The 23,402-nt window shown below is 63.5% G+C and carries 19 protein-coding genes and 1 pseudogene; 11 read left to right on the top strand and 9 right to left on the bottom strand.

Annotation, left to right across the window (positions count from 1 at the left end; translation table 11 throughout):
* The first annotated feature begins 59 nt into the window (after positions 1 to 59).
* On the top strand, positions 60 to 365 hold the full coding sequence (locus tag C4K40_RS06815; RefSeq protein WP_022642744.1) for a DUF2288 domain-containing protein: 306 nt from the start codon (positions 60 to 62) through the stop codon (positions 363 to 365).
* A gap of 262 nt (positions 366 to 627) precedes the next feature.
* On the opposite strand, the gene C4K40_RS06820 is transcribed toward C4K40_RS06815, so the two are convergent.
* On the bottom strand, positions 628 to 2,808 hold the full coding sequence (locus tag C4K40_RS06820; RefSeq protein ID WP_031321055.1) for a hypothetical protein: 2,181 nt from the start codon (positions 2,806 to 2,808) through the stop codon (positions 628 to 630).
* 198 nt (positions 2,809 to 3,006) lie between these two features.
* Here C4K40_RS06820 and C4K40_RS06825 point away from each other — a divergent pair, with 198 nt between their 5' ends.
* On the top strand, positions 3,007 to 3,903 hold the full coding sequence (locus C4K40_RS06825) for an NAD(P)-dependent oxidoreductase (RefSeq protein WP_083456955.1): 897 nt from the start codon (positions 3,007 to 3,009) through the stop codon (positions 3,901 to 3,903).
* Here C4K40_RS06825 and C4K40_RS06830 read toward each other — a convergent pair.
* Together C4K40_RS06830 and C4K40_RS06835 are read right to left on the bottom strand one after the other, a co-directional pair.
* On the bottom strand, positions 3,794 to 6,073 hold the full coding sequence (locus tag C4K40_RS06830; RefSeq protein ID WP_053135502.1) for a bifunctional diguanylate cyclase/phosphodiesterase: 2,280 nt from the start codon (positions 6,071 to 6,073) through the stop codon (positions 3,794 to 3,796). The two genes, C4K40_RS06825 and C4K40_RS06830, sit on opposite strands and share 110 nt — an antisense overlap.
* A gap of 144 nt (positions 6,074 to 6,217) precedes the next feature.
* Positions 6,218 to 6,586 carry a YkgJ family cysteine cluster protein gene (locus C4K40_RS06835; RefSeq protein ID WP_053135500.1) on the bottom strand — a complete coding sequence of 123 codons (369 nt, stop codon included), beginning with the start codon at positions 6,584 to 6,586 and terminating at the stop codon, positions 6,218 to 6,220.
* Positions 6,587 to 6,885: 299 nt separating this feature from the next.
* On the opposite strand from C4K40_RS06835, the pseudogene C4K40_RS06840 reads away from it, so the two are divergent.
* Positions 6,886 to 8,256: pseudogene (locus tag C4K40_RS06840) on the top strand (spinster family MFS transporter); the annotation flags it as partial.
* 75 nt (positions 8,257 to 8,331) lie between these two features.
* Here C4K40_RS06840 and rapA read toward each other — a convergent pair.
* Positions 8,332 to 11,181, bottom strand: a complete 2,850-nt coding sequence (rapA, locus tag C4K40_RS06845; protein WP_053135497.1) for an RNA polymerase-associated protein RapA — start codon at positions 11,179 to 11,181, stop codon at positions 8,332 to 8,334.
* A gap of 217 nt (positions 11,182 to 11,398) precedes the next feature.
* On the opposite strand from rapA, the gene C4K40_RS06850 reads away from it, so the two are divergent.
* The gene (locus C4K40_RS06850; RefSeq protein ID WP_022642750.1) at positions 11,399 to 11,740 is read left to right on the top strand and encodes a hypothetical protein; all 342 of its coding nucleotides are present in this window, start codon (positions 11,399 to 11,401) and stop codon (positions 11,738 to 11,740) included.
* On the opposite strand, the gene C4K40_RS06855 is transcribed toward C4K40_RS06850, so the two are convergent.
* The 3 genes from C4K40_RS06855 to gcvA all read right to left on the bottom strand — a co-directional run bounded on the left by C4K40_RS06855 (position 11,737) and on the right by gcvA (position 14,370).
* Positions 11,737 to 12,933, bottom strand: a complete 1,197-nt coding sequence (locus C4K40_RS06855) for an aminotransferase class V-fold PLP-dependent enzyme (RefSeq protein WP_053135714.1) — start codon at positions 12,931 to 12,933, stop codon at positions 11,737 to 11,739. The genes C4K40_RS06850 and C4K40_RS06855 overlap by 4 nt on opposite strands.
* Before the next feature lie 5 nt (positions 12,934 to 12,938).
* Entirely contained in the window at positions 12,939 to 13,409 is a 471-nt protein-coding gene (locus tag C4K40_RS06860) for a RidA family protein (RefSeq protein ID WP_053135494.1), read from the bottom strand.
* Between the two features lie 88 nt (positions 13,410 to 13,497).
* Complete coding sequence (gene gcvA, locus C4K40_RS06865; protein ID WP_218188679.1) at positions 13,498 to 14,370, bottom strand: transcriptional regulator GcvA; 873 nt, start codon at positions 14,368 to 14,370, stop codon at positions 13,498 to 13,500.
* Positions 14,371 to 14,545: 175 nt separating this feature from the next.
* Here gcvA and C4K40_RS31500 point away from each other — a divergent pair, with 175 nt between their 5' ends.
* Positions 14,546 to 14,689 (top strand): hypothetical protein, encoded by a 144-nt coding sequence (locus C4K40_RS31500; protein WP_162165142.1) that lies wholly within the window; start codon positions 14,546 to 14,548, stop codon positions 14,687 to 14,689.
* A gap of 144 nt (positions 14,690 to 14,833) precedes the next feature.
* Entirely contained in the window at positions 14,834 to 14,950 is a 117-nt protein-coding gene (ccoM, locus tag C4K40_RS32080) for a cytochrome c oxidase subunit CcoM (RefSeq protein ID WP_007959205.1), read from the top strand.
* A gap of 151 nt (positions 14,951 to 15,101) precedes the next feature.
* On the opposite strand, the gene C4K40_RS06870 is transcribed toward ccoM, so the two are convergent.
* The gene (locus C4K40_RS06870) at positions 15,102 to 16,577 is read right to left on the bottom strand and encodes an inorganic phosphate transporter (RefSeq protein ID WP_053135489.1); all 1,476 of its coding nucleotides are present in this window, start codon (positions 16,575 to 16,577) and stop codon (positions 15,102 to 15,104) included.
* Positions 16,578 to 16,949: 372 nt separating this feature from the next.
* Positions 16,950 to 17,150, bottom strand: coding sequence for a hypothetical protein (locus C4K40_RS06875; RefSeq protein WP_022642757.1), 201 nt, complete (start codon positions 17,148 to 17,150; stop codon positions 16,950 to 16,952).
* 637 nt (positions 17,151 to 17,787) lie between these two features.
* Between C4K40_RS06875 and pcaR the strand changes: the two genes are divergently transcribed.
* The 5 genes from pcaR (at position 17,788) to pcaF (ending at position 23,324) form a co-directional block, all read left to right on the top strand.
* Positions 17,788 to 18,630 carry a pca regulon transcriptional regulator PcaR gene (pcaR, locus tag C4K40_RS06885; RefSeq protein WP_053135486.1) on the top strand — a complete coding sequence of 281 codons (843 nt, stop codon included), beginning with the start codon at positions 17,788 to 17,790 and terminating at the stop codon, positions 18,628 to 18,630.
* Between the two features lie 299 nt (positions 18,631 to 18,929).
* Positions 18,930 to 20,276: an MFS transporter gene (locus C4K40_RS06890; protein WP_053135482.1), complete on the top strand. Its 1,347-nt coding sequence runs from the start codon at positions 18,930 to 18,932 to the stop codon at positions 20,274 to 20,276.
* Positions 20,277 to 20,485: 209 nt separating this feature from the next.
* Positions 20,486 to 21,346 (top strand): CoA transferase subunit A, encoded by an 861-nt coding sequence (locus C4K40_RS06895; RefSeq protein ID WP_022642761.1) that lies wholly within the window; start codon positions 20,486 to 20,488, stop codon positions 21,344 to 21,346.
* Positions 21,343 to 22,122, top strand: a complete 780-nt coding sequence (locus tag C4K40_RS06900) for a CoA-transferase subunit beta (protein ID WP_053135479.1) — start codon at positions 21,343 to 21,345, stop codon at positions 22,120 to 22,122. Before C4K40_RS06895 ends, C4K40_RS06900 begins: the two co-directional genes overlap by 4 nt.
* A complete protein-coding gene (gene pcaF / locus C4K40_RS06905; RefSeq protein ID WP_172681673.1) occupies positions 22,119 to 23,324 on the top strand; it encodes a 3-oxoadipyl-CoA thiolase in 1,206 nt (401 codons plus the stop codon). The genes C4K40_RS06900 and pcaF overlap by 4 nt, the downstream gene beginning before the upstream one ends.
* The last annotated feature ends 78 nt before the right edge of the window (positions 23,325 to 23,402 follow it).

The following is a 23,402-nucleotide window of genomic DNA, read 5'->3' on the forward strand; positions in this document are numbered from 1 at the left end:
GGTTTTTCTGCCAGGACACCGACGTTATGATTGCGCCGATTTCTTTTCTGGACAGTCCCATGACTCAAGAACCTAGCACCCTCTATGCCAAGCTGCTTGGTGAGACCGCATCCATCAGCTGGAAGGAACTGGAGCGGTTCTTCGCCAAGGGTGCCCTATTGTGGGTCGATGCCGACCTGGATCTGATCGAAGTGGCCCAGGCCGTGGCCGAGAACCAGGCGGACAAAGTGGCGGCCTGGTTGGCCCAGGGTAACGTTGAAAAGCTGTCTGCGACGCGGGCGTCCGATCTGCTGGAACGCGATCCGACGTTGTGGGCGGTGGTGGTATCCCCCTGGATCCTGGTCCAGGAAAGGGCGTCGAGCTGAGGCCGTGCGCTGAACTGGTGCAGGCTTTTGTCGGACAAAAGTGTGTAGCCGAGTAACCGTGAATCCAGTGATGGCACCTTGCCGTAGAGAAAGGCCCCACGGGGTCTTTTGGCCAAGGTGACGTTCACGGAAGGGGAACAGTTTCAAGCCCATCCGACGAGCTGCCCAATTGTTCCCCGGCAGCCTTCGCAAGCGTCCTGATCTTTTCCCTTTGCATGACCCGAGCACCGGCCAGCCGATGAGGCTGGCCGGTGCTCGGGTATCAGTAGGCGGTCTTGCCGGTGTGCTGGTTGAGGGAGATGACCCGGGTCTTGCCGATGCGGTGGCGGTAGATTTCCCGCAGGTACTTGATGGCTTTCTTCACGCAATCGCGCGACAGGCGGATGTCGTTGATCGAGACGAACTTGTCCTTGTCGTTGATCAGCTCGCGGTACTTCTTCTCGTACATCGGCTTGATCGCATACCAGTTGGTGTCGAGGATCTTCGCCGGGTTCTCGAACTCGTTGAGCAGGTCGTCGATGCGGTCTTCGTCGAAGTGGTCGCTGGTGATGAAGTCCAGCACCGAGTTGTCCAGGGTATCGTCGAAGCGGTATGGATTGCGTGCGAAGCAGCGCTTGATGAAAGCCACGATCAACGTCAGGAAGTCGTCCGACAGGCACGGGCTCTTGGCGATCAGGGTGGTCAGCGACAGGTTGGCCGAGGCGCCGATCACCAGTGCATAGCGCTTGAGGGTGGTGTTGGGGAACAGGCTGTTGAGGTGGGTCTTGAGCCGGTTCAGATCCATGTAGGACAGCTTGTAGTCCTTGGGCAGCGAGACGATGGACACCACCGACGAGCAGTTCTTGAAGAAATGCAGGTCATGCAGCGCCGCGGCGTCGAAGCCCGAGGCCTTGTATTGCTCCAGCGCCGCGCGATAACGCTTGGATTCGATCGGCAGCAGGCTGATGCCCTCGATGGCCTGGGTCTGCTTGTTGAAGTGCGGCAGGTCGATGGAGCGGAAGAACAGGTCGTCGATGTTCAGGCGCTGCGGCTCTTTCTCGAACACCTTGAACTTGTCGCCGGTGGGCACCGGTTGCTCGGGCACCACGGATTCGGCATAGGCGATCGCCACCGGGCCGGCCAGGCTCATGAACAGGTCGTTGGCGTCCAGGCGGATGGTCTCGCCGATATCGATGCCGGCGCGCCGGAAGTAGTTCTGGTCGTAGTCGGTGGTCACCGCCTGGGCAGTAAGGATGTTGAAGATCTGCTGGGAGATGTACTGGTTGGCGTGCTTCTCCATGGCGTTGACGTCGATGTTCTGGATGTTGCCGTCATCGCTTTCTTCGGCGTAGCGCATGATGTCGTTGGAGATCAGCATCATCGCGTTCCATGGGCGGATCCGTCCCATGACGCTGGCTTCGCTGCTGTCTTCGTTATCGAAGTTGTAGGAGAAGTCCCACTCCTCGGACAGGTACTTGCATAGCAACCGCCCGGCGTTGATGTGCAGGGCCTCGGACATTTCGCTGCGATGGTCGGAGATATTCGGCAGCACGCAGATGCCGCTGGTGAAGATCGGTTCGAAGACGAAGGAGTGCCCGCTCTTGCTGTCGTGCTCGTCCATCGGCTTGGTGTCGAAGGTCTTGTTCATGTACGAGTACTGCTGGGCCAAGCCGAATTCCGAGGCCATGCCCGAGCCGGTACCGCCGCCGGCGCTGAAGATCGAGAAGTACAGGCGCGACTGGTTGGCCTTGATCCCGCAGGAATCGATCAGGTACGAGTGGATCATCTTCCAGTCGGGGCTGGAGAAACGCTGGGTGTCCTTGTTGAGGATGATCTTGGCCAGGTACTGGCCGAGGATCGGTGCGTTACCGGCACCGCCGGCATGGACTTCCGAGAGGTCCATGATCTTCATCTTGCTGTAGTCGCGGATGAACCCGCTCTTCTCACCCTTGCGCGAGAAGCGGATGCGCCCGGCGATGTCCTTGTCCAGGTCGCCGAGCATCACCAGCGGCTCCACCAGGAACACCGGCTTGCTGGCCTTGTTCTGGCCCAGGCGCAAGTTCTGGCGGATCCATTGGCCGGGGCTGTAGCCGCCTTCGTAGGACTTGTCTTCGTTGTTGAATTCGTTGAGGTAGAACTTGCGGGCGTTGTACACCAGCTCCGCCACGTCCAGGGCGATGTTGGAGCCGCAGCGGCCGAGGCCGATCAGGCAGACCGAGGGAAATTCCTGGTCGCGGCGGTTTTCCTGCTCGTCTTCCAGGTGCACCGGACGCGGGAATACCGTGTCACGCAGGCCGTCGAGGTTGTCGAGGATGCGGTCGGTGTTGGTCTCGGTGAAATACAGGTACTGCTGGGTCGACTGGGGGCGTGAACTGGACAATGGCTTCGTATCTGAGTGGCTTGGTTTGTAGGAGGTCAGCGTCATCTCGGAGACTGCGTTGGCAGGATCGTTTTTAGAAGTCATTGTGCGCCATGTGCCTGGTCAGGTTGGCTCGCGGACGAGGTATCGGCGGGCCATCACGGAATGGGACCTCGCAGCTTCGTGGAGTGCGAATTTTGCCCAAGGTGCCAGGGTGTTTTCTGAGCGACGCTCGGGGGAATCCTTTCCTGAATCATGATGGATCGGCCAGTATCCGATGATCTTTAATCAAATGAGGGCAATATGATGTCAGCGTTACCTACGCTCGGTTTTGCCGGAATCGGCCTGATGGGGCTGCCGATGTGCCAGCGCCTGCTGGCTGCGGGCTATCCGCTGGTGGTGTGGAACCGCAACCCGCGCAAGTGCGCGCCACTGGTAGCCGCCGGGGCGCGACAAGTTGCCGCGCCATCGCAGCTCTGCGACCAGGCCGACCTGGTGCTGTCGTGCCTGGCCAATACCGAGGTGGTGCGCGAGGTGGTCTTCGGCGCCGGCGGGATCGCCGAACGCGCCCGGCCTGGCCAGTTGCTGCTGGACTTGTCGAGCCTGGAACCGGCGGCGACCCGGGAGATGGCCGCCACCCTGGCCCGCGATACGGGCATGGGTTGGGTCGACGCTCCGGTATCCGGCGGTACCCAGGGCGCCGAGGCCGGCAGCCTGGCGATCATGGCTGGCGGTACCGCCGCGGATGTCGAGCGGGTGCGCCCGGTGTTGCTGGCCATGGGGCAGCGGGTCACGCATATGGGCGCGGTGGGCGCGGGCCAGGTGACCAAGGCCTGCAACCAGATGATCGTCGCCTGCAATGCCCTGGTGATTGCCGAGGTGGTGGCCCTGGCCGAACGTTCCGGGGTCGATGCGCGTTTGTTGGCCGAGGCCCTGGCCGGTGGCTTCGCCGATTCGCGACCATTGCAGATCCTCGCTCCGCAGATGGCCGAGAGTCGTTTCGAACCGGTGAAATGGCATGTCCGCACCTTGCTCAAGGACCTGGATGGCGCGGTGAAACTGTCCCGGGAGCAGGGCGCGGCGACGCCGATCAGCGGGTTAGCTGCGCAGTTGATGCGTCTGCATGGTGGGCAAGGCTATCTGGAAAAAGATCCAGCGACTCTGGTTCAGCTCTATCGGGATCCGACAGCCGAGGCTTGAGGGCACCGGCATGGCGCTGGTCGAGTTCGTCCAGCACCTCGGGCAGCTCCAGCAGCGGTACCGGCCGACTGAGCAGGTAGCCCTGCAGGTAGTCGCAGCCGTAGTGCTCCAGCAGCTGCTGTTGCTCCAGGGTCTCCACCCCTTCGGTCACCACCTGCAAGTGCAGGGTATGGGCCATGACGATGATCGCCTGGACGATCTCCATGTCCTGGGTCGACTTGGGGATGTCCTGGATGAACGAGCGATCGACCTTCAGGGTGTTGAGCGGTAGCCGCTTGAGGTAGGCCAGGGACGAGTAGCCGGTGCCGAAATCGTCGATCGACAGCGATACTCCCAGGCCGCGGATCTGCTTGAGCAGCGCCAGGGTGCTGGCGATGTTGCCCATCAGGGCGTTTTCCGTGACCTCCAGTTCCAGGCGCTGGGGGGCCACCTGGGCGTCGCGCAGGGCGCTCTCGATCTCCCCGGCCAGTTCCTCGCGGGTCAGGTTCAGCGCCGAGCAGTTGACTGCGATCTTCAGTTCGCCGCGGCCGTGGCGCGACAGGTAGGCCAGGTCTTCGCACGCCTTGCGCAGCACCCAACTGTCCAGCTCGGCGATCATGCCGTTGGCTTCGGCAATGCTGATGAAGCGATCCGGGCTCAACAAGCCATGCTGTGGATGCTGCCAGCGCACCAGGGCTTCGAGCTTGGTGACCCGGGCGCTGCGAAGGTCGTAGATCGGTTGGTAGTACAGCTGCAAGCCCTGGTTGTCGCGCAGCGCATTGCGCAATTCTTCTTCCAGTTGCAGTTCCAGGGTGGCCCGGGTCTTGAGGTTGGAACTGAAGAAATGCAGGCTGTTGCGCCCCGAGTCCTTGGACTGGTAGAGGGCCAGGTCGGCGTTCTTCAGCAGCTCCTCGCAGGTCTTGCCGTCGTCGGGAAAGATACTGATGCCGATGCTGGTGGTCATCACCATGCGCCGCCCGCCCAGTTCGATCGGCTCCTTCATCTTCTGCATGATGCGCTGGGCCATGTTCCTGGCCTCGTCGCGGCCGTACAGGTTGATGAGGATGCAGAATTCGTCGCCGCCCAGGCGCGCCACCACGTCCTCATGGTTGCGGGTCGAGTTCTTGATGTGCCCGGCGATGACCTTGAGCAGTTCATCGCCGGCATCGTGGCCGAGGCTGTCGTTGATGCGCTTGAAGTGGTCGATGTCGAGGAACATCACCGCCAGCATGCCGCCGAAGGTGTTCTTCTCCATCAGCTTTTCAGCGAACAGCTGGTTGAAGCCGCGGCGGTTGATCAGGTTGGTCAGGGCATCGTAGTGGGCCACGTGCTGCAGGGATGCGCGGGCCTGGTCGAGCTGCGAGAGCAGGGCGTTGACCCGGCGCAGGTCGCGCTCCTTGTGCTGCAGCTTCTTGTCCGCCAGGGCTGCGCTGATGCCACTGCCGATGACCAGCAGGATGATCGCGCAGACGGCCAGCCCCAGTTGCAGGTTGCCATCGGGCGTCACCGCGATCGGCAGCGCCCCGGCGGGCAAGGCCAGGGTCATGGACCACATGCCGGTGAAGTGCATGAGGACGATGGCGCCGCCCAGTACCAGGCTGCTGGTGTACTTGAGCAACTGGTGGAATATCCCGCTGCCATCGCGCAGGTGCCGGGACAACAAGAGCGCCGCCAGGCTGCAACCGATGGCCACCAGCAGCGACAGCCCCATGATCCGGGGGTCGTAGTACAGGCTGGCGCTGGAGCGCATGGCCGCCATGCCCACGTAGTGCATGGCGCTGATACCCAGGCCGATCCACAGCGCGGCCAGGCAGTAGCGCCAGAGCGGCAGTTGCATGTGGCTCAGGGTATTCATCGCCAGCCAGGCGGCGATCAGAGCGATGAACAGCGATAGCAGGGTCAGCGGCAGGTCGTAGTGGATTTCCAGCGGCGCCTCGAACGCCAGCATGGCGATGAAGTGCATGGACCAGATACCGCCGGCCAGGCAGCAGGCGCCGACCCAACGCCACAAGCGCTGGCTGCTTGGCTGCTCGACATGGCTGACGCGCTCGGCCATGTCCAGGGTGGCGAAGCTGGCGGCGCAGGCCACCAGGTAGGCCAGCAGCACTAGAACCGGATTGTGGGTGCAATGGAGGACCACCTGCCCGCTATCCGGAAGCTCGGTAATGAAATGCAGACCCAGCCAATCCATAGCGTGCCCATGTCTTTTTTAGTCGTCTGGCGTCGGCGGATCAGCGCCAACGAGTGCTTGCAGTATAGAAGGCACTCGGTGGCTGCAATGGGCGGTGGCACTTTGGCCCTAATGATTTGCTTATGGGGGTTATCGCCAATGGTGCTAAGCGCTTTCCTCGTACCAGGGCTCATCGTTCGCCGGTTCCAATGGCGCGAGGCCGAACGCGGCCCGGGCGGCATCGCAATCGGCGTTGTGCTGGCCGTCGATCCAGGAAGCCTCGAACTCCCGGCATGGGCTGCCACGCTGGGCGTAGATCGAGCAGCTCACACCCTTGCCGACTTCTCCTTCAAGGGCGATGCAGCGTGGCGACTTGCAGTCGGTACCGAGCATCGCTACCCGGCTGGGACTGATGCTCTGCACCAGTTCGTCGGGGACCGTTCCGCCGGACGAGGCGCATTCGCCCCAGAAAAAAGACACACGAAAGTATGAACAGCAGGCACCGCAATTCAGACACGGACTGGCTTCGGACATAGGCGTATTCAACGGGGAAGGGGTGGGAAAGGGGGGAGGCAAGGCGGCTATTCTAGGCTTCGCATCGGGCTTGGGAAGGGGGGGCGCCAGGTATTTTTTCAGCCTCGGCCAAGCCCTTGAAAATATTGGCAAAGCCCCGGGTTACGGGGGCTGTGGGGCGATGGGCGAGGCTGCTGGGTGGAGCGTTTGCCGGAGCTTGCCAGGGCGCGGCGCGATGCCCGGGTATCAGGCTGGCGAATGATCACAGACAGTTGCCCCGTGGCTGACTAGATTGCAGTTTCCAGGCGTGTGTCTGGCCCAATAACAATAAGAGAGATCGACCCATGGATAACTCGACTCAAGCGGCGAATGCCTGGCGCATTCTGTTCCTGTTGTTTTTGGCAAACCTGTTCAACTTCTTCGATCGCACCATTCCCGCGATCATCATCGAGCCGATCCGCATGGAGTGGCACCTGAGCGACTTCCAGCTGGGGATCATCGGCACCGCCTTCACCATCGTCTACGCCATCGCCGGCCTGCCCCTGGGGCGGCTGGCCGATACCGGCTCGCGCAGCAAGCTGATGGGCTGGGGCCTGGCGGTCTGGAGCGGGCTCACCGCAGTCAACGGCATGGTGGGCAGTTTCTGGAGCTTCCTGCTGGTGCGCATGGGCGTTGGCATCGGCGAGGCCAGTTATGCGCCAGCGGCCAACTCGTTGATCGGCGATTTGTTCCCGGCCCACCGCCGGGCCCGGGCCATGGGCATCTTCATGCTCGGCCTGCCCCTGGGCCTGTTGTTGGCCTTCTTCACCATCGGGGCGATGGTCAAGGCATTCGACAGCTGGCGCGCGCCGTTCTTCATCGCCGCGGTACCGGGCCTGTTGCTGGCGGTGTTCATGTTCTTCATCAAGGAGCCCAAGCGCGGGGCGGCGGAAGCCAGCAAGGTGTCCCAGGAACGCATCGAGCGGCCGATCCGCCGGGTGCTGGCGATCCCGACCTTTCTCTGGCTGACCCTGGCCGGCCTGACCTTCAACTTCGCCACCTATGCCTGCAACTCATTCCTGGTGCCGATGTTGCAGCGCTACTTCCTGATGCCCTTGCAGGAGGCGGCGGTGGCCACGGGGATCATTGTCGGGGTGACCGGCCTGGTAGGCCTGACCCTGGGAGGCTGGATCGCCGACAAGATCCACCAGCGGGTGGCCAATGGCCGGTTGTTGTTCGCCGCCGGCAGCCTGCTGATTTCCACGTTGTGCACAGCCTGGGCCCTGCATGCCGGGCGGATCGAGATCGGTGTGTTCGTGGCGGTGTTCAGTATCGGCTGGTTGTTCGCCTACAACTTCTACACCTGCGTCTACACCGCGATCCAGGATGTGGTGGAGCCGCGTTTGCGGGCCACCGCCATGGCGCTGTTCTTCGCCGGCCTGTACCTGCTGGGTGGCGGCCTGGGGCCGGTGGTGGTGGGGGCGTTGTCCGACCGCTTTGCCCATGCGGCGATGGACGCCGCCGGGGCCGTGCAGATGACCGAGGCGTTCAAGGCCATCGGCCTGCACGATGCCATGTACCTGATCCCGGTGGCGCTGCTGCTGACCCTGGTGTTCCTGTTCATTGCCTCGCGCAGCTTCGTGCGCGATGCCCAGCGCATGCGCGACGGGCTGGCGCCGGGCGAGGCGGTTGGAGCGCCAGCGACGGCCTGATGGCACGGTTGTTACGGACGACGATAAAAAAGGCCCGCATGTGCGGGCCTTTTTCGTGGTGCCGAAGCCGGGGAGTCAGCCTGCTACCAGGACCCGGATCGCCTCCAGGCGCAGCGCGGCTTTCTCGAGCATGGCCAGGCCTTGCTCCCGTTGCTTGCGCAGGGCCACCAGCTCGCTGTCGCGGACGGTGGGGTTGACTGCCTGCAACGCGGTCAGGCGCGCCAGCTCTTCGTCCAGGTCGGCCGCCAGGCGCCGTTGGGCCTCGGCCACGCGCTCGGCGTGACGTGGGGCGATCTTAGCTTCGCCGGCGTTGATCTTCGGTGCCAGCTGGTCGCGCTGGGCCTGGATGAACTTGTTGGCGCTGGCCTTGGGCACGCTTTCCAGCTGGTCGTTGAGGGTTTCGAAGGCCACCCGTGGCGACAGGTCGTTGCCATTGGCGTCCAGCAGGCAGCGCAGGGCCGCCGGTGGCAGGTAGCGGCCCAGTTGCAGCGAGCGTGGAGCGACCACTTCGCTGACGTAGAGCAGTTCCAGCAGCACGGTGCCGGGCTTGAGCGCCTTGTTCTTGATCAGCGCCACGGCGGTGTTGCCCATGGAACCGGACAGCACCAGGTCCATGCCGCCCTGCACCATCGGGTGTTCCCAGGTGATGAACTGCATGTCCTCGCGGGACAGGGCCTGGCCACGGTCGTAGGTGATGGTCACGCCTTCGTCGTCGCCCAGGGGGAAGCTGGCGTCGAGCATCTTCTCGCTGGGCTTGAGGATCAGGGCGTTGTCCGAATGGTCTTCGCTGTCGATGCCGAAGGCGTCGAACAGGGTCTCCATGTAGATCGGCAGGGCGAACTGGTCGTCTTGTTCGAGGATCGCCTCCACCAGCGACTCGCCTTCGCCGGCGCCACCGGAGTTCAGTTCCAGCAGGCGGTCGCGGCCAGTATGCAGCTCGGCTTCCAGGCGCTCGCGTTCACCGCGGGCCTCGTCGATCAGGGCCTGCCACTGGCCGTCGTCGGCATTTTCCAGGAGCGGCAGCAAACGCGGGCCGAACTGGTGCTGCAGGGCGTTGCCGGTAGGGCAGGTATTGAGGAAGGCGTTCAGCGCTTCGTGGTACCACTGGAACAGGCGCTCTTGCGGGCTGGTCTCCAGGTAGGGTACGTGCAGCTCGATCACGTGCTTCTGGCCGATCCGGTCCAGGCGGCCGATCCGCTGTTCCAGCAGGTCCGGGTGCGCGGGCAGGTCGAACATCACCAGGTGATGGGCGAACTGGAAGTTGCGGCCTTCACTGCCGATTTCCGAGCAGATCAGCACCTGGGCACCGAACTCTTCGTCGGCGAAGTAGGCGGCGGCGCGGTCGCGCTCGAGGATGTTCATGCCTTCATGGAAGACCGTGGCCGGGATGCCGGAGCGCACGCGCAGGGCGTCTTCCAGGTCCATGGCGGTCTCGGCGTGGGCGCAGATCACCAGGACCTTGGTGCGCTTGAGCATCTTCAACTGGTCGATCAGCCACTCGACCCGCGGGTCGAATTTCCACCAGCGCTGGTCGTCGTCACTGGCCTCGGGCTGGGCCTGGAAGCTGACTTCCGGGTACAGCTCGGCATGCTCGCCCAGGGGCAGCTCCAGGTATTCGTCCGGGCACGGCAGCGGATAGGCGTGCAGCTTGCGCTCCGGGAAGCCCTGGACCGCGGCGCGGGTGTTACGGAACAGCACGCGGCCGGTGCCGTGGCGGTCCAGCAATTCACGCACCAGGCGTGCGCTGGCTTCGCTGTCGCCATCGTTGACGGCGGCCAGCAGGGCTTCGCCCTCGTTGCCCAGGAAACCCTGGATGGTCTTGTGCGCTTCGGGGGACAGCCGGCCCTGGTCCAGCAGTTCCTGCACGGCTTCGGCCACCGGACGGTAGTTCTCGCTCTCGGCGCGGAAGGCCGCCAGGTCGTGGAAGCGGTTGGGGTCCAGCAGGCGCAGGCGGGCGAAGTGGCTGTCCTGGCCCAGTTGCTCGGGGGTGGCGGTCAGCAGCAGGACGCCGGGAATGGTCTCGGCCAGTTGCTCGACCAGGGTGTATTCCGGGCTGGCTTGTTCTTCGTGCCAGACCAGGTGATGGGCTTCGTCCACCACCATCAGGTCCCAGCCGGCGGCGAACAGCGCGTCCTGGGCCTTTTCGTCGTCCACCAGCCATTCCAGGGCCACCAGGGCCAGCTGGGTGTCTTCGAACGGGTTGCTGGCATCGCTTTCGATGAAGCGTTCTTCGTCGAACAGCGCGACCTGCAGGTTGAAGCGCCGGCGCATTTCCACCAGCCACTGGTGCTGCAGGTTCTCCGGAACCAGGATCAGCACCCGGCTGGCACGGCCCGACAGCAGTTGGCGATGGATCACCAGGCCGGCCTCGATGGTCTTGCCCAGGCCCACTTCGTCCGCCAGCAGTACCCGCGGCGCGATACGGTCGGCGACTTCACGGGCGATATGCAACTGGTGGGCGATGGGTTGGGCACGCACGCCGCCCAGGCCCCAGAGTGGCGATTGCAGCTGGCGGCTGGTGTGTTCCAGGGTGTGGTAGCGCAGCGAGAACCAGGCCAGCGGGTCGATCTGCCCGGCGAACAGGCGGTCACTGGCCAGGCGGAACTGGATGAAGTTCGACAGCTGGGTCTCAGGCAGGGTGACGGGCTGGTTCTGTGCGTCGAGACCGTGATAGACCAGCAGGCCGTCGACGTCCTCGACTTCCTGCACGGTCATCTTCCAGCCTTCGAAGTGGGTGATGCTGTCACCCGGGGAAAACCTCACGCGGGTGAGGGGCGCATTCCGTAGCGCATACTGGCGAGTGTCGCCAGTGGCCGGGTAGAGCACGGTCAGCAAGCGGCCGTCCTGTGCCAGAACGGTGCCTAGACCTAGCTCCGCTTCGCTGTCACTGATCCAGCGTTGCCCCGGTTGATACTGCTGCGCCATGCTGCCTGACTCCCGCTTTGAAAAAGCCGACTATCTTAACGGAACCTGCTTGCAGTCCAAAGGATTCTGATGAAAACCCCTGGATAAAAAGTAGCGTAAGCGCTGCGTTCGTCGGGGTAGCGGGCACTATCGGCTGACGACTGGGTCACAGTTTTGCGACCGATGGCTCAAGTCGCCCATGCCGCAGCCGACAGCCTGCTGACAGGAGACCTATAACATGCTGCCACCGATGCTCCCCTTGAGTGCCGTGCCCGTCACTTCACAGCAGGATCCGATCCGCCAGCGGCCGGATATCCCACCCGTGGTGCCGGTGCAGGAGAGCTCCAATGAAAGCACCATCGACCTGCAAAAGCGCGATGCCGAGCAGTCGGCCTTGCTGCTGCGCGAGGAACAGCAGCGCCAGCAGGAACGGCAGCGGCGCCAGCGCGAGGAACAGGACGATCCCGAGCAGCACCTGGCGGTGCCCGGGGACGAGTTGAATGCCGACAACACGGTGCCGGTGGCACCGCTGATCGAGGACGCCCCGCGCCAGGGCCTCTGGGTGGACGTACAGGTCTAGCCCGCCGGCCCCCCTTGGGCCAGCTCTTCGAGCGCCCGCAGCAGGCGCTGGATTTCCCCTTCGGTATTGAGATGGCTCACCGCGATCCGCGCGATGCTGGCCAGGCCCCGGGCCTGCATGTCCAGCGGGGTGTAGGCCACGCCGTTGGCGCCGATGTTGATGCCCTGGCGTGCCAGTCGCGCCTTGAGGGCAAGACTGTCCCAGCCCTTGAGCGTGAAGGCGATCAGCCCGGATTGCCGCCCAGGCGTGCCCAGGTCCTGGCGTTGCAGGCCGGGTATGCGGTCCATGGCTGTGCGCAGCAGCCCGCTGAGGCTTGCGATGCGCTGCTCGATGGCCTGGATGCCGATTTCCTCGAGTTCTTGTAGCGCATTGGCCAATCCGGCCAGCAAGACCTGCGACACCTCGCTGGTTTCGAAGCGTCGGGCATCACCGCGCAGGCTGAAGCCCTGGCCGTTCCAGGGCGCTGACAGCACATCCCGTTGCTGGGGCTGCAACCGTTCGAGAAAACCAGGCCTCACATAGAGCAGTGCCGTACCCCGCGGGCCGCGCAGATACTTGCGTCCGGCGGCCTTGAGCACGTCGCAGCCCAGGGCCTGGACATCACAGGGCAGTTGGCCCAGGGCCTGGCCGGCATCGATGAAATAGGGAACATGCCACTGGCGCGCCAGGTGGCCGATGGCTGCTGCGGGGTTGATCAGGCCGCCGTTGGCCGGGAGCCAGGTCAAGGCGATCAGGCGGACCCGTGCATCGAGCATCGACTCCAGGGCCGGGACCGACACCGCGCCATGGCTGTCGCAGGGAATGACTTCCAGTTGCGCCCCCGCTGCGATCGCCGGCGCCATGCAGGCCAGGTTGCCCCCCCATTCGTGGCGGCCCACCAGGATCCGGTCGCCGCTGCGCCAGCGGGGCAGGGCGTTGAAGGCCAGGCTCCAGGCGGCCGAGCCGCTGCTGGCGAAGGCGATCGCCTCGGCCGAGGTGTTGAGCAAACGGGCCGCGAGGCAGCGGGCCCGCTCCGGCCAGTCTGTCGTCGTGGCGGCCTCCATCGGCCCTTGCTGGGCCTCGTGCTGCAACTGCTGGTACATGGCGTCCAGGGTGCCCTGGCTGGGCAGCGAAGCGCCGGCATGGTTGAAATGACAGACCCGTGCGCAACCCGGCGTGGCTTGGCGTAGCCGGGCGTGCTGAGCCGGGCCCAACAGGGTCACGGTTGCAGCTCGAAGATCCCGTCCACTTCCACGGCGACCCCGGCGGGCAGGCTGGCCACACCCACGGCGGTACGGGCATGCCGGCCCTTGTCGCCGAGGGCATTGACCAGCAAGTTCGAGGCACCGTTGGCTACGCCACTGTGGCCCTGGAAGTCGCCGCTGGCGGCGATGAACACGCCGAGCCGGCTGATGCTACGCAAGCGCGACAGGTCGTCATCCAGTGCAGCACTCAGCTGTGCCAGCAGGCCGAGGGCGGCCAGTTCGGCCGCCTGGGCGCCTTGTTCCGGCGACAGGTTCTCACCGAGCCGGCCGAGCAGGGCGGGCTGGCCCTGCAGCAGGGGGATCTGGCCGGAGATGAACAGCAGGTTCTGGCTGCGTACGTGATTGACATAGTTGGCGGCCGGCTGGCTGGGCTCCGGTAGTTCCAGGCCCAGTTGCTGTACGCGATGCTTCAAGGAGTGGTTCATGGCGGGTCCTCGGATGAAAGACCAGCAGCATCGGCTTTCGCTCCGGGGGCGACAAACGGATAGATCTAATCCGATGTATCCAAATGGCTCATGGATGTTCGGCCTGTTCTTGCAACCACTGGGCGAAGTAGTGCGCGGTCGGGCTTGCCCCGTTTTCAGCAGTGACCAGCCAGTAGCCGATCTGGCTGTCCAGGGGCGGCAGGTCGAAGGCTTGCACCAGGCGGCCTTGGTCCAGGTGACGCTGGATCAAGCGGCGCCGGCCCATGGCCAGGCCTTGGCCGGCCACCGCCGCTTCCACCACGATGTTGTAGTCGTGCAGCATCACGGGCGGGTGCGAGCTGAGGTCGAAACCATGGCTGGCGCTCCAGTCGTGCCACTCGAAGGGCTGCTGGGAGTGCGCCATCAGCCGTGGGGCCCGGTCCAGGGTCGTGGCCTTGAGTTCGGGGCTGCAGACCGGGGCTAGCTGTTCGGCCAGCAGGCGTGTGGCGCGGACCCTGGGCCACACGCCCTTGCCGTAGCGAATGGCCAGGTCGACCTCGGCCCCGGCGACATCCGCCAGTTCGATGGAGGCTTGCAGCTCCAGCTGGATCTGTGGGTAGCGTCGGTTGAAGTCGGACAGGCGCGGTGCCAGCCACAAGGTGGCGAAGGAGGCCAGCAGGCCGACGCGCAGCACCTTGGGTTCAGGTACGGCCTGCAATGCCTGGGTGGCCTGGGCGATCTGCTCCAGGGCCGGGTGGATCTGCCGGTGGTAGGCCGCGCCGGCGTGGGTCAGGTCGATGGCCCGGGTGCGGCGGATGAACAGCGGCTGGCCCAGGTGCTCTTCGAGCTTGTGCACCTGATGGCTGACGGCGCTCTGGCTGACGCACAGCTCCTGGGCGGCCTTGCTGAAACTCAGGTGCCGGGCCACGGCCTCGAAGGCGCGCAGGGCCAGCAGCGGCGGCAGGTGCTTGGGCATTTCCACGGTGGCTTTCCTGGGACGGTTCAAGGGGCCATTGTGCGGATAAAAAACTTCCGAGGCAGAGATTTTATTGCGCCGACACAGGTCAGATGACTGGTCAGGGGCTGCGTCACGCCGCATTATTGCCCCTATTCGCCATTGATCTTTCGTGATGCACGCCATGAATCAAGAACCCAAGTTGATCGACCTGAACGCCGAGCGCGCCAAGCGCGTGCATGACCTCAACGAAAAACGCCTGAATGAAGTGCGCCAGGCATTCGAGCAAGCGATGCCGCTGGGCAAGCCGAAGAAAAAACCAAAAAACAAACCGAAAAAGCGCTGAACAGGGCGTTTTCCGTTGATATAGGTCAGTTATTCCCCCTTCCTCTCCCCCCGTCCTTGGCGTCATTGACGCCGGTCAATTTTCCCCTGCGCCTCTTTGGTTAACTTAGCTCCATCGCAACGAGGCACGAGCAGGAGGCTGGTCATGTTTTTCGACAATGTGGTGTTCGCCGGAGTGCTGACAGTCGGCCTCATGGTGCTGTTCTTCGCAGGTTTTGGATTCTTCATCTGGAAAGACGCGAACAAGCGTAAAAAACCTTAAGTCTCTCCAGAGCAACGAGCACGCAAGGCATTTTGGGCAACTTCGGTTGCCCTTTTTTTTTGCCTGCAGGAAAGGGTCGGGCATCGAATGCCGGGCATAAAAAAAGGTGCGTCCCCAGGGGCGCACCTTTTTTCTGGCCGGGATTTGTTCGTCAGCTGCCCAGGACCTTCGAGGCGGCCCAGAACAGGCCGGCCGACAGGGCCACGGTGGCTGGCAGGGTCAGGACCCAGGCCATCAGGATGGTCTTCACCGTGCCGCTTTGCAGGCCGCTCTTGTTGGCGACCATGGTCCCGGCCACGCCGGAGGAGAGCACGTGGGTGGTGGACACCGGCAGGCTGAACACGTTGGCCAGGCCGATCAGGCCGGCAGCGGTGATCTGCGCCGACATGCCCTGGGCGTAGGTCATGCCTTGCTTGCCGATCTTCTCGCCGATGGTCTGTACTACGCGTTTCCAGCCGATCATGGTACCCAGGCCCAAGGCCAGGGCCACGGCCAGGATCACCCAGAACGGCGCGTACTCGGTGGTGGCGGTCAGGTCCTTGCGCAGCTTGTCCAGGTCGGCTTTTTCACGGGCGGCCAGGCCAGGCAGCTTGCCGACCTTCTTGGCCGTGTCGTCCAGGCACAAGAGGTAGCGACGGACTTCGATGCGGTCTTCCGGAGACAGCGAATGGTAGTCGGAAACACCCTTGAGGCTGCTCAGCAAGGCGCTGATGGTCGGTTCGGTCTGCTGCGGGTTGCAGCGGAACTTGCCAGGGAGATCGTCCTTCACGCTTTTGCCCAGGGCCAGGAATTCGCCCAGGGACTCGTGGTTGCGCTGGTAGAACTGGCTCAGGTGCAGGGTGGCGTCGCGGGTACGCTCGATCTGGTAGGTGGTGCTGTTGAGGTCCAGCACGAACTGCGCGGGCACGATGCCGATCAGCACCAGCATGATCAGGCCGATGCCTTTCTGGCCATCATTGGAGCCGTGTACGAAGCTCACGGCCATGGCCGAGATCACCAGCACCAGGCGGTTCCAGAATGGCGGATGTTTCTTGTCGTCGACCTTGCGGCGCTGTTCCGGGGTCTTGTGCATCTTCGAGATAGGCCGCCACCACTTCAGGCCGATCAATACCAGCGCTGCAATAATGAAGCCGGCCATGGGCGAAAACACCAGGGACGCACCGATATCGATGGCCTTCTGCCAGTTCACGCCATCGCCCAGGGGGATGTCGTTGAGCAGGGCATTGGCCAGGCCGACACCGAGGATCGAACCGATCAGGGTGTGGGAACTGGAGGCAGGAATGCCGAAGTACCAGGTACCCAGGTTCCAGGCGATGGCAGCGGCCAGCAAGGAGAAGACCATGGCCAGGCCGTGGCCGGTATTGACATTGATCAGCAGCTCGACCGGCAGCAGATGGACGATGGCATAGGCTACGCCGACACCGCCGAGGAGCACGCCGAGGAAATTGAATACACCGGAAAAGAATACGGCCAGGTGCGGCGGCATGGCTTTGGTGTAGATAACAGTGGCAACCGCATTTGCGGTGTCATGAAAGCCGTTGATGAACTCGTAGGCGAGGACAAAAGCCAGGGCGAGCAAGAGGCTCACAAGCACCCAAGCATCCAGTCCGCTGAATAAATCGATCATGAAGGTTTTCTGACCCGGTCATAAGGGGGCGCGATTATGCCAGAAAACCCTGCTAATCAACGCACAAGCTGCTCGCCGGTAACATTCTTCAACGAAAAAACTGACCCGGAGCAGAGTTTTCTCCGATTCCTCCCAGGAACGGCAACCCACTGATTTTATTGGACCGTAACCTGTCGGCTGGCGGCCGGGGGCGGTTTCAATGGGGTTAAAACGCTTGTATGAAATTTCACTCTGAGGGCCTGCCGGGTAACGTTCCTCGGCTCTATGGCGCGAGGTACCGAGGCTCGGGATGATGAGCATCGATAGTCTGCCTGCCGCCGAGATCATCGTGCGGGCAAGGAAGCAAGCCCAAGAAAACTCAAGCCGCCCGCATCATGGCTGGTCGGCCCTGAGTTCCTTTTCCATTTTCTGCAGTTCCTGGGTGAACGCCTGGTCGCGAATGCTGGCACGTTTGCGCCAAGGTTTGCGTTCAGGTTCGGGCTGGGCGGCATACAGAGTCACTTCGCCACCGTAAACATCCTTGTAACGTTGCTCCTGGCGCTCAAGTTCCGCGCGCAGTTCGTCTTTCGTCACAGTGTTACCTAATTGTGTAAGGTCCATTCCGATGTAACGCATGGCAGGGGTGCGCCTACGGGAAAGCAGACTCCCCAGCACTCGGGCTTGGGAGTCGCAATCCTTGCAAACGAGCCTTTAATTGCACGCGGCTACGTCATCGGATGAAAACGCCTGTCGTAGCAACAGCGTCGTCTATTGCAAACGGATTGGCCAAATAGTGTTTGGGGTCAAGCGCTTGCGGCAGGTGCTTGGTTATCGCAGTCAATCACCTGGATGAGGTGGAAGGGTGCTGAGCCCTTTTTCCTCATTCGTGCATTATAGCTTCGGTAGAGATTAGCTGTATGTCTGTGAAGTTTAAAATTGCCAACTTCATTGTGAGGCTTTTGTTACGCGAAAGTTTTAATCATCCCCATGCTTTTGGAGTTTCCCAGACTCTTTACCGGGACCTGATGGGTGAATGAAGCAATGAGCAAGGTGATTTTACTGGATGATTGTTACCTTCAATGAATCAATGAACTGCGGGTAATCGCTCCGAACCGGTTGATTGCACTCGCCAATGAGCGGTTCGATAATCGCCCGGTATTGCCGTTGCCTGTCGTAGCGCTCGGTTGATACAGCCTGTAATGCCGCAGAACCACGCCGCAGGGAGCCTGGAATGAACGATCAGATGCGCAACTCCTTCACCTCGATGGCACCGCCGATCGTGGCCTCGGCAGCGAAGAGGATCCAGGCGTTCACCGGCGATCCGGACTTCATGACCTCCCTGGCCCGGGGCCTGGCGGTGATCCAGGCGTTCCAGGAGCGCAAGCGGCACCTGACCATCGCCCAGATCAGCCACCGTACGGAGATTCCCCGGGCGGCGGTGCGTCGCTGCCTGCACACCCTGATCAAGCTTGGCTATGCCACCACCGACGGGCGCACTTATTCACTGCTGCCCAAGGTGCTGACCCTGGGTCATGCCTACCTGTCCTCGACGCCCCTGGCCGTTTGCGCACAACCCTACCTGGACCGCATGAGCGAGCAACTGCACGAGGCCTGCAACATGGCGACCCTGGAGGGTGACGACATCCTCTACATCGCCCGTTCGGCCACCACCCAACGGCTGATTTCCGTCGATCTTTCGGTGGGCGGCCGATTACCGGCCTACTGCACGTCCATGGGACGGATCCTGCTGGCCGCGCTGGATGACTCCTCGCTGCACGAATACCTCGAGCATGCCGACCTGCAGGCCAAGACCAGCCGCACCCTGCATACCCCGCAGGCATTGCTGGAGTGCCTGCAGCAGGTGCGCCAGCAGGGTTGGTGCATCGTTGACCAGGAGCTGGAGCAGGGGCTGCGTTCGATCGCGGTGCCGGTGTACGACGCGTCAGGCCAGGTATTGGCGGCCTTGAACGTCAGTACCCATGCCAGCCGGGTCAGCCACGCCGAGCTGGAACAGCGTTTTCTTCCCGGCCTGCTGGGCGTCAGCCGCGAACTCAGCGGCCAGCTGTTCAGTTAAGCTGTGCGATAAACGCCCAGATCCGCTCCCGGCGAATTGACGTTGTTTCCCCGGGCTGATTAATGTCGCGCCAGTGTCTTCGACTACGCACATCCACAGCCCGCATTTCCTGTGCGGCCCACCCAGTTGCGCCATCCAATAATAAAGAAGAGGCCGGCCCCATGAGCATGTTCACAGTGCGCCCTTGTCCCCATCACAGCCGCGTTGCCTTGCCTGCCAGCTGATTTGCCCTTGCCGTCATGATCCGGCCTGCCCAGGCGGAATGTTGCGCACCGGTGGTCTTGCATGGATGAACAGCCATGAACCAACCGCAATCCGCAGTAGGGAACTGCCTCGATGTGCAGTCCTTCATCAATGCCCAACCGCTGTCGTCCTACCAGTGGCGGGTGGTGATCCTGTGTTTCTTGATCGTTTTCCTCGATGGCCTGGATACGGCGGCCATGGGGTTCATCGCTCCGGCGCTGTCCCAGGACTGGGGCATCGAACGCGCCAGCCTTGGCCCGGTGATGAGCGCTGCGCTGATCGGCATGGTTTTCGGCGCCCTGGGTTCCGGGCCGCTGGCCGATCGCTTTGGGCGCAAGGCGGTGTTGGTGGGCGCGGTGGCGCTGTTTGGCGCCTTCAGCCTGGCGTCGGCCTATAGCGCCAGCGTCCAGCAGTTGTTGGTCTTGCGGTTCCTCACCGGCCTGGGGCTCGGTGCGGGCATGCCCAATGCCACTACGCTGCTTGCCGAATACACCCCCGAGCGCCACAAATCGCTGCTGGTGACCAGCATGTTCTGTGGTTTCAACCTGGGCATGGCCGCAGGCGGGTTCATCTCCGCCAAGCTGATCCCGGCCTTCGGCTGGCATAGCCTGTTGCTGCTAGGGGGCGTCCTGCCGCTGCTCCTGGTCCTGGTGCTCCTGGCCTGGCTGCCGGAATCGGCACGGTACCTGGTGGTGCGCGGTGCTGGCACCGACAAAGTGCGCAAGGCCCTGGCACCCATAGCCCCGGCCCTGGTCCGCGAGGCTGGCAGTTTCAGCGTGCCGGAGCAGAAGACGGTGCGGGCGCGCAATGTGCTCGCGGTGATCTTCTGCGCCACCTACAGCCTTGGCACCCTGTTGTTGTGGCTGACCTATTTCATGGGGCTGGTGATCGTCTACCTGTTGACCAGCTGGTTGCCGACCTTGATGCGCGACAGCGGGGCGAGCCTGGAGCAGGCAGCCTTCATCGGTGCTCTATTCCAGTTTGGCGGAGTACTCAGTGCGGTGCTGGTGGGCTGGGCGATGGACCGCTTCGACCCGCACAAGGTGATCGGCATCTGCTATCTGCTGGCCGGAGCCTTCGCCTACGCCGTTGGCCAGAGCCTGGGCAACATGGTGTTGTTGGCCAGCCTGGTGCTGGTCGCCGGCATGTGCGTCAACGGCGCGCAATCGGCGATGCCGTCCCTCGCCGCTCGCTTCTATCCGACCCAGGGCCGGGCCACCGGTGTCTCGTGGATGCTCGGTGTCGGTCGGTTCGGCGCGATTCTCGGTGCCTGGATGGGCGCGACCTTGCTGGGTATGGGCTGGAATTTCGCGCAGGTGCTCAGCGCCCTGGTGATTCCTGCGGTATTGGCCACCACAGCGGTGCTGATCAAGGGCCGGGTCAGCCACGCCGATGCCACTTGAACCCGGGGCCTTGGCCCGCCTGCCGGCGAACAGTCGGTGGTTGCGAGCGCTGCGGGGCAATAGGTAGCTTCATAACAATGTGTTCGATAATCGAACAGTTAGTCGATTATCGGATTGTTTGGTGGTTTTGCCCCGGCTTAACCTTCAGTCACTGCGGCGCCACCTGAGCGCCTTTCCCCAGTCGCTGGACACCCACCGGGAGCCCCTCCATGGCTGCAATACTCTCGCTGCACGAGGCCGTGAAGCAGTTGATCAACGACGGCGACACCGTCGCGCTCGAAGGTTTCACCCACCTGATCCCCACGGCCGCGGGCCATGAAATCATCCGCCAGGGCAAGCAGGACCTGACCCTGGTGCGGATGACCCCGGACCTGATCTACGACCAGTTGATCGGTGCCGGCTGCGCCCGCAAGCTGATTTTCTCCTGGGGTGGCAACCCGGGCGTGGGCTCCCTGCATCGCCTGCGCGACGCCGTGGAAAAACAATGGCCGCGGCCGCTGGAAATCGAAGAGCACAGCCATGCCGACCTGGCCAATGCCTACGTCGCCGGGGCCTCGGGTTTGCCGTTCGCCGTGCTGCGGGCCTACGCCGGCTCCGACTTGCCCAAGGTCAACCCGCTGATCAAGAGCGTGACCTGCCCCTTCACCGGTGAAGTGCTGGCGGCGGTGCCTTCGGTGCGCCCGGATGTCACGGTGATCCACGCGCAGAAAGCCGACCGCAAGGGTAACGTCCTGCTGTGGGGCATCCTCGGCGTGCAGAAGGAGGCGGCGCTGGCCGCCAAGCGTTGCATCGTCACCGTCGAGGAGATCGTCGATGACCTCGACGCGCCGATGAATGCCTGTGTGCTGCCGACCTGGGCCTTGAGCGCGGTGTGCCATGTGCCTGGGGGTGCCCATCCGTCCTACGCCCACGGGTATTCCGAGCGCGACAACCGCTTCTACCAGGCGTGGGACCCCATCGCCCGCGATCGCCAGAGCTTCACCGCATGGATCGACCAGTACATTCGCGGTACTGCCGATTTCAGTGAATTCCAGGCCAAGCTGGCCGCAGCCCGGGAGGCCCGGCAATGACTTACTCCACCAATGAAATGATGACCGTGGCCGCTGCGCGGCGCCTGCGCAACGGTTCGGTATGCTTCGTCGGCATCGGCCTGCCGTCCAAGGCCGCCAACCTGGCGCGTCTCACTTCGTCACCAGACGTGGTGCTGATCTACGAGTCCGGCCCGATCGGTGCCAAGCCCAGCGTCCTGCCGCTATCCATCGGCGACGGTGAACTGGCGGAAACCGCCGATACCGTGGTCCCCACCGGGGAAATCTTCCGCTATTGGCTGCAAGGTGGGCGGATCGACGTGGGTTTCCTGGGGGCGGCCCAGGTCGACCGCTTCGGCAATATCAACACCACGGTGGTCGGCGATTATCACCAGCCCAAGGTGCGCCTGCCGGGAGCTGGCGGTGCGCCGGAGATCGCCGGCTCGGCCAAGAGCGTGCTGATCATCCTCAAGCAGTCTGCCCGGTCCTTCGTCGACAAGCTGGACTTCGTCACCTCGGTCGGCCATGGCGAAGGCGGCGATTCGCGTCAGCGCCTGGGGCTGCCGGGCGCCGGTCCGGTGGGGATCATCACCGACCTGTGCATCATGGAACCTGAGGTAGGCAGCCATGAGTTCGTCGTCACTTCCCTGCATCCGGGAGTGACCCGCGAGCAGGTGGTGGAGGCCACGGGCTGGGCCATCCGTTTCGCCGAACAGGTGGCCCAGACCAGCGCGCCCACCGCGCTGGAACTGACGGCGCTGCGCGAACTGGAGGCTCGCACCGCCGCCGCCCATGGCCAGACCCCGGGAGAAGCCTGATGCGCGACGTATTCATCTGCGATGCCATTCGCACCCCCATCGGCCGCTTTGGCGGCGGCTTGTCCGGCGTGCGGGCCGATGACTTGGCAGCCTTGCCGATCAAGGCGCTGATGGCGCGCAACCAGCAAGTGGACTGGAGCGCCCTGGACGAAGTGTACCTTGGCTGTGCCAACCAGGCCGGCGAAGACAACCGCAACGTGGCACGCATGGCGTTGTTGCTCGCCGGCCTGCCGGACAGCGTGCCGGGCGTGACCCTCAACCGTCTTTGCGCTTCGGGCATGGAAGCTGTGGGTACGGCGTTTCGTGCCATCGCCAGTGGCGAGATGGAATTGGCCATCGCCGGCGGCGTGGAGTCCATGTCCCGTGCGCCTTTCGTGATGGGCAAGGCCGAAAGTGCCTTTTCCCGCAGCATGCAACTGGAGGACACCACCATCGGCTGGCGTTTCATCAACCCGTTGATGGAGGCCCGGTACGGGGTGGATGCCATGCCCCAGACCGCCGACAACGTCGCGGATGAGCGGCAGATCTCCCGGGCCGACCAGGACGCCTTCGCCCTGCGCAGCCAGCGCAAGGCCGCGGCGGCCCAGGCGGCGGGGTTTTTTGCCGAAGAAATAGTGCCGGTGCGCATCACCCACAAGAAGGGAGAAACCCTCATCGAGGATGACGAGCACCTGCGTCCGCAGACCACCCTGGAGGCCTTGAACAAACTCAAGCCGGTGAATGGGCCGGACAAGAGCGTCACCGCCGGCAATGCCTCGGGGGTCAACGACGGCGCCGCCGCGCTGATCCTGGCCTCGGCCGATGCGGTGAGGCAGCACGGCCTGACGCCAAGGGCCCGGGTCCTGGGCATGGCCAGCGCCGGGGTGGCGCCACGGGTCATGGGCATCGGCCCGGTGCCGGCGGTGCGCAAGCTTACCCAGCGCCTGGGCCTGGCGGTGGGTGACTTCGATGTGATCGAGCTCAACGAGGCGTTCGCCAGCCAGGCCCTGGCGGTGCTGCGTGAACTGGGGTTGGCGGATGACGCGCACCAGGTCAATCCCAACGGTGGCGCCATCGCCCTGGGCCATCCGCTGGGCATGAGCGGGGCCAGGCTGGTGCTGACCGCCTTGCACCAACTGGAGCGGACTGGCGGCAAGAAAGGCCTGGCCACCCTGTGCGTGGGGGTCGGGCAAGGCCTGGCCCTGGCCATCGAACGGGTCTGACGCCGATTGCCCGCAGCCGTCGAGGCGACTGCGTGGCCACCTTGTCATGGAGACAGTGGAACGGGAGTGTTGCCAAGT

It is taken from the genome of Pseudomonas sp. CMR5c, assembly GCF_003850545.1.
GTDB classification, from domain to species: Bacteria; Pseudomonadota; Gammaproteobacteria; order Pseudomonadales; family Pseudomonadaceae; genus Aquipseudomonas; species Aquipseudomonas piscis.

Excerpts from the sequence above, each read along its gene's own strand:
- C4K40_RS06815 (WP_022642744.1), top strand. The coding sequence starts at position 60 with ATGACTCAAGAACCTAGCACCCTCTATGCCAAGCTGCTTGGTGAGACC.
- C4K40_RS06820 (WP_031321055.1), bottom strand. The coding sequence starts at position 2,808 with ATGACTTCTAAAAACGATCCTGCCAACGCAGTCTCCGAGATGACGCTG.
- C4K40_RS06825 (WP_083456955.1), top strand. The coding sequence starts at position 3,007 with ATGATGTCAGCGTTACCTACGCTCGGTTTTGCCGGAATCGGCCTGATG.
- C4K40_RS06830 (WP_053135502.1), bottom strand. The coding sequence starts at position 6,073 with ATGGATTGGCTGGGTCTGCATTTCATTACCGAGCTTCCGGATAGCGGG.
- C4K40_RS06835 (WP_053135500.1), bottom strand. The coding sequence starts at position 6,586 with ATGTCCGAAGCCAGTCCGTGTCTGAATTGCGGTGCCTGCTGTTCATAC.
- rapA (WP_053135497.1), bottom strand. The coding sequence starts at position 11,181 with ATGGCGCAGCAGTATCAACCGGGGCAACGCTGGATCAGTGACAGCGAA.
- C4K40_RS06850 (WP_022642750.1), top strand. The coding sequence starts at position 11,399 with ATGCTGCCACCGATGCTCCCCTTGAGTGCCGTGCCCGTCACTTCACAG.
- C4K40_RS06860 (WP_053135494.1), bottom strand. The coding sequence starts at position 13,409 with ATGAACCACTCCTTGAAGCATCGCGTACAGCAACTGGGCCTGGAACTA.
- ccoM (WP_007959205.1), top strand. The coding sequence starts at position 14,834 with ATGTTTTTCGACAATGTGGTGTTCGCCGGAGTGCTGACAGTCGGCCTC.
- C4K40_RS06870 (WP_053135489.1), bottom strand. The coding sequence starts at position 16,577 with ATGATCGATTTATTCAGCGGACTGGATGCTTGGGTGCTTGTGAGCCTC.
- pcaR (WP_053135486.1), top strand. The coding sequence starts at position 17,788 with ATGAACGATCAGATGCGCAACTCCTTCACCTCGATGGCACCGCCGATC.
- C4K40_RS06890 (WP_053135482.1), top strand. The coding sequence starts at position 18,930 with ATGAACCAACCGCAATCCGCAGTAGGGAACTGCCTCGATGTGCAGTCC.
- C4K40_RS06895 (WP_022642761.1), top strand. The coding sequence starts at position 20,486 with ATGGCTGCAATACTCTCGCTGCACGAGGCCGTGAAGCAGTTGATCAAC.
- C4K40_RS06900 (WP_053135479.1), top strand. The coding sequence starts at position 21,343 with ATGACTTACTCCACCAATGAAATGATGACCGTGGCCGCTGCGCGGCGC.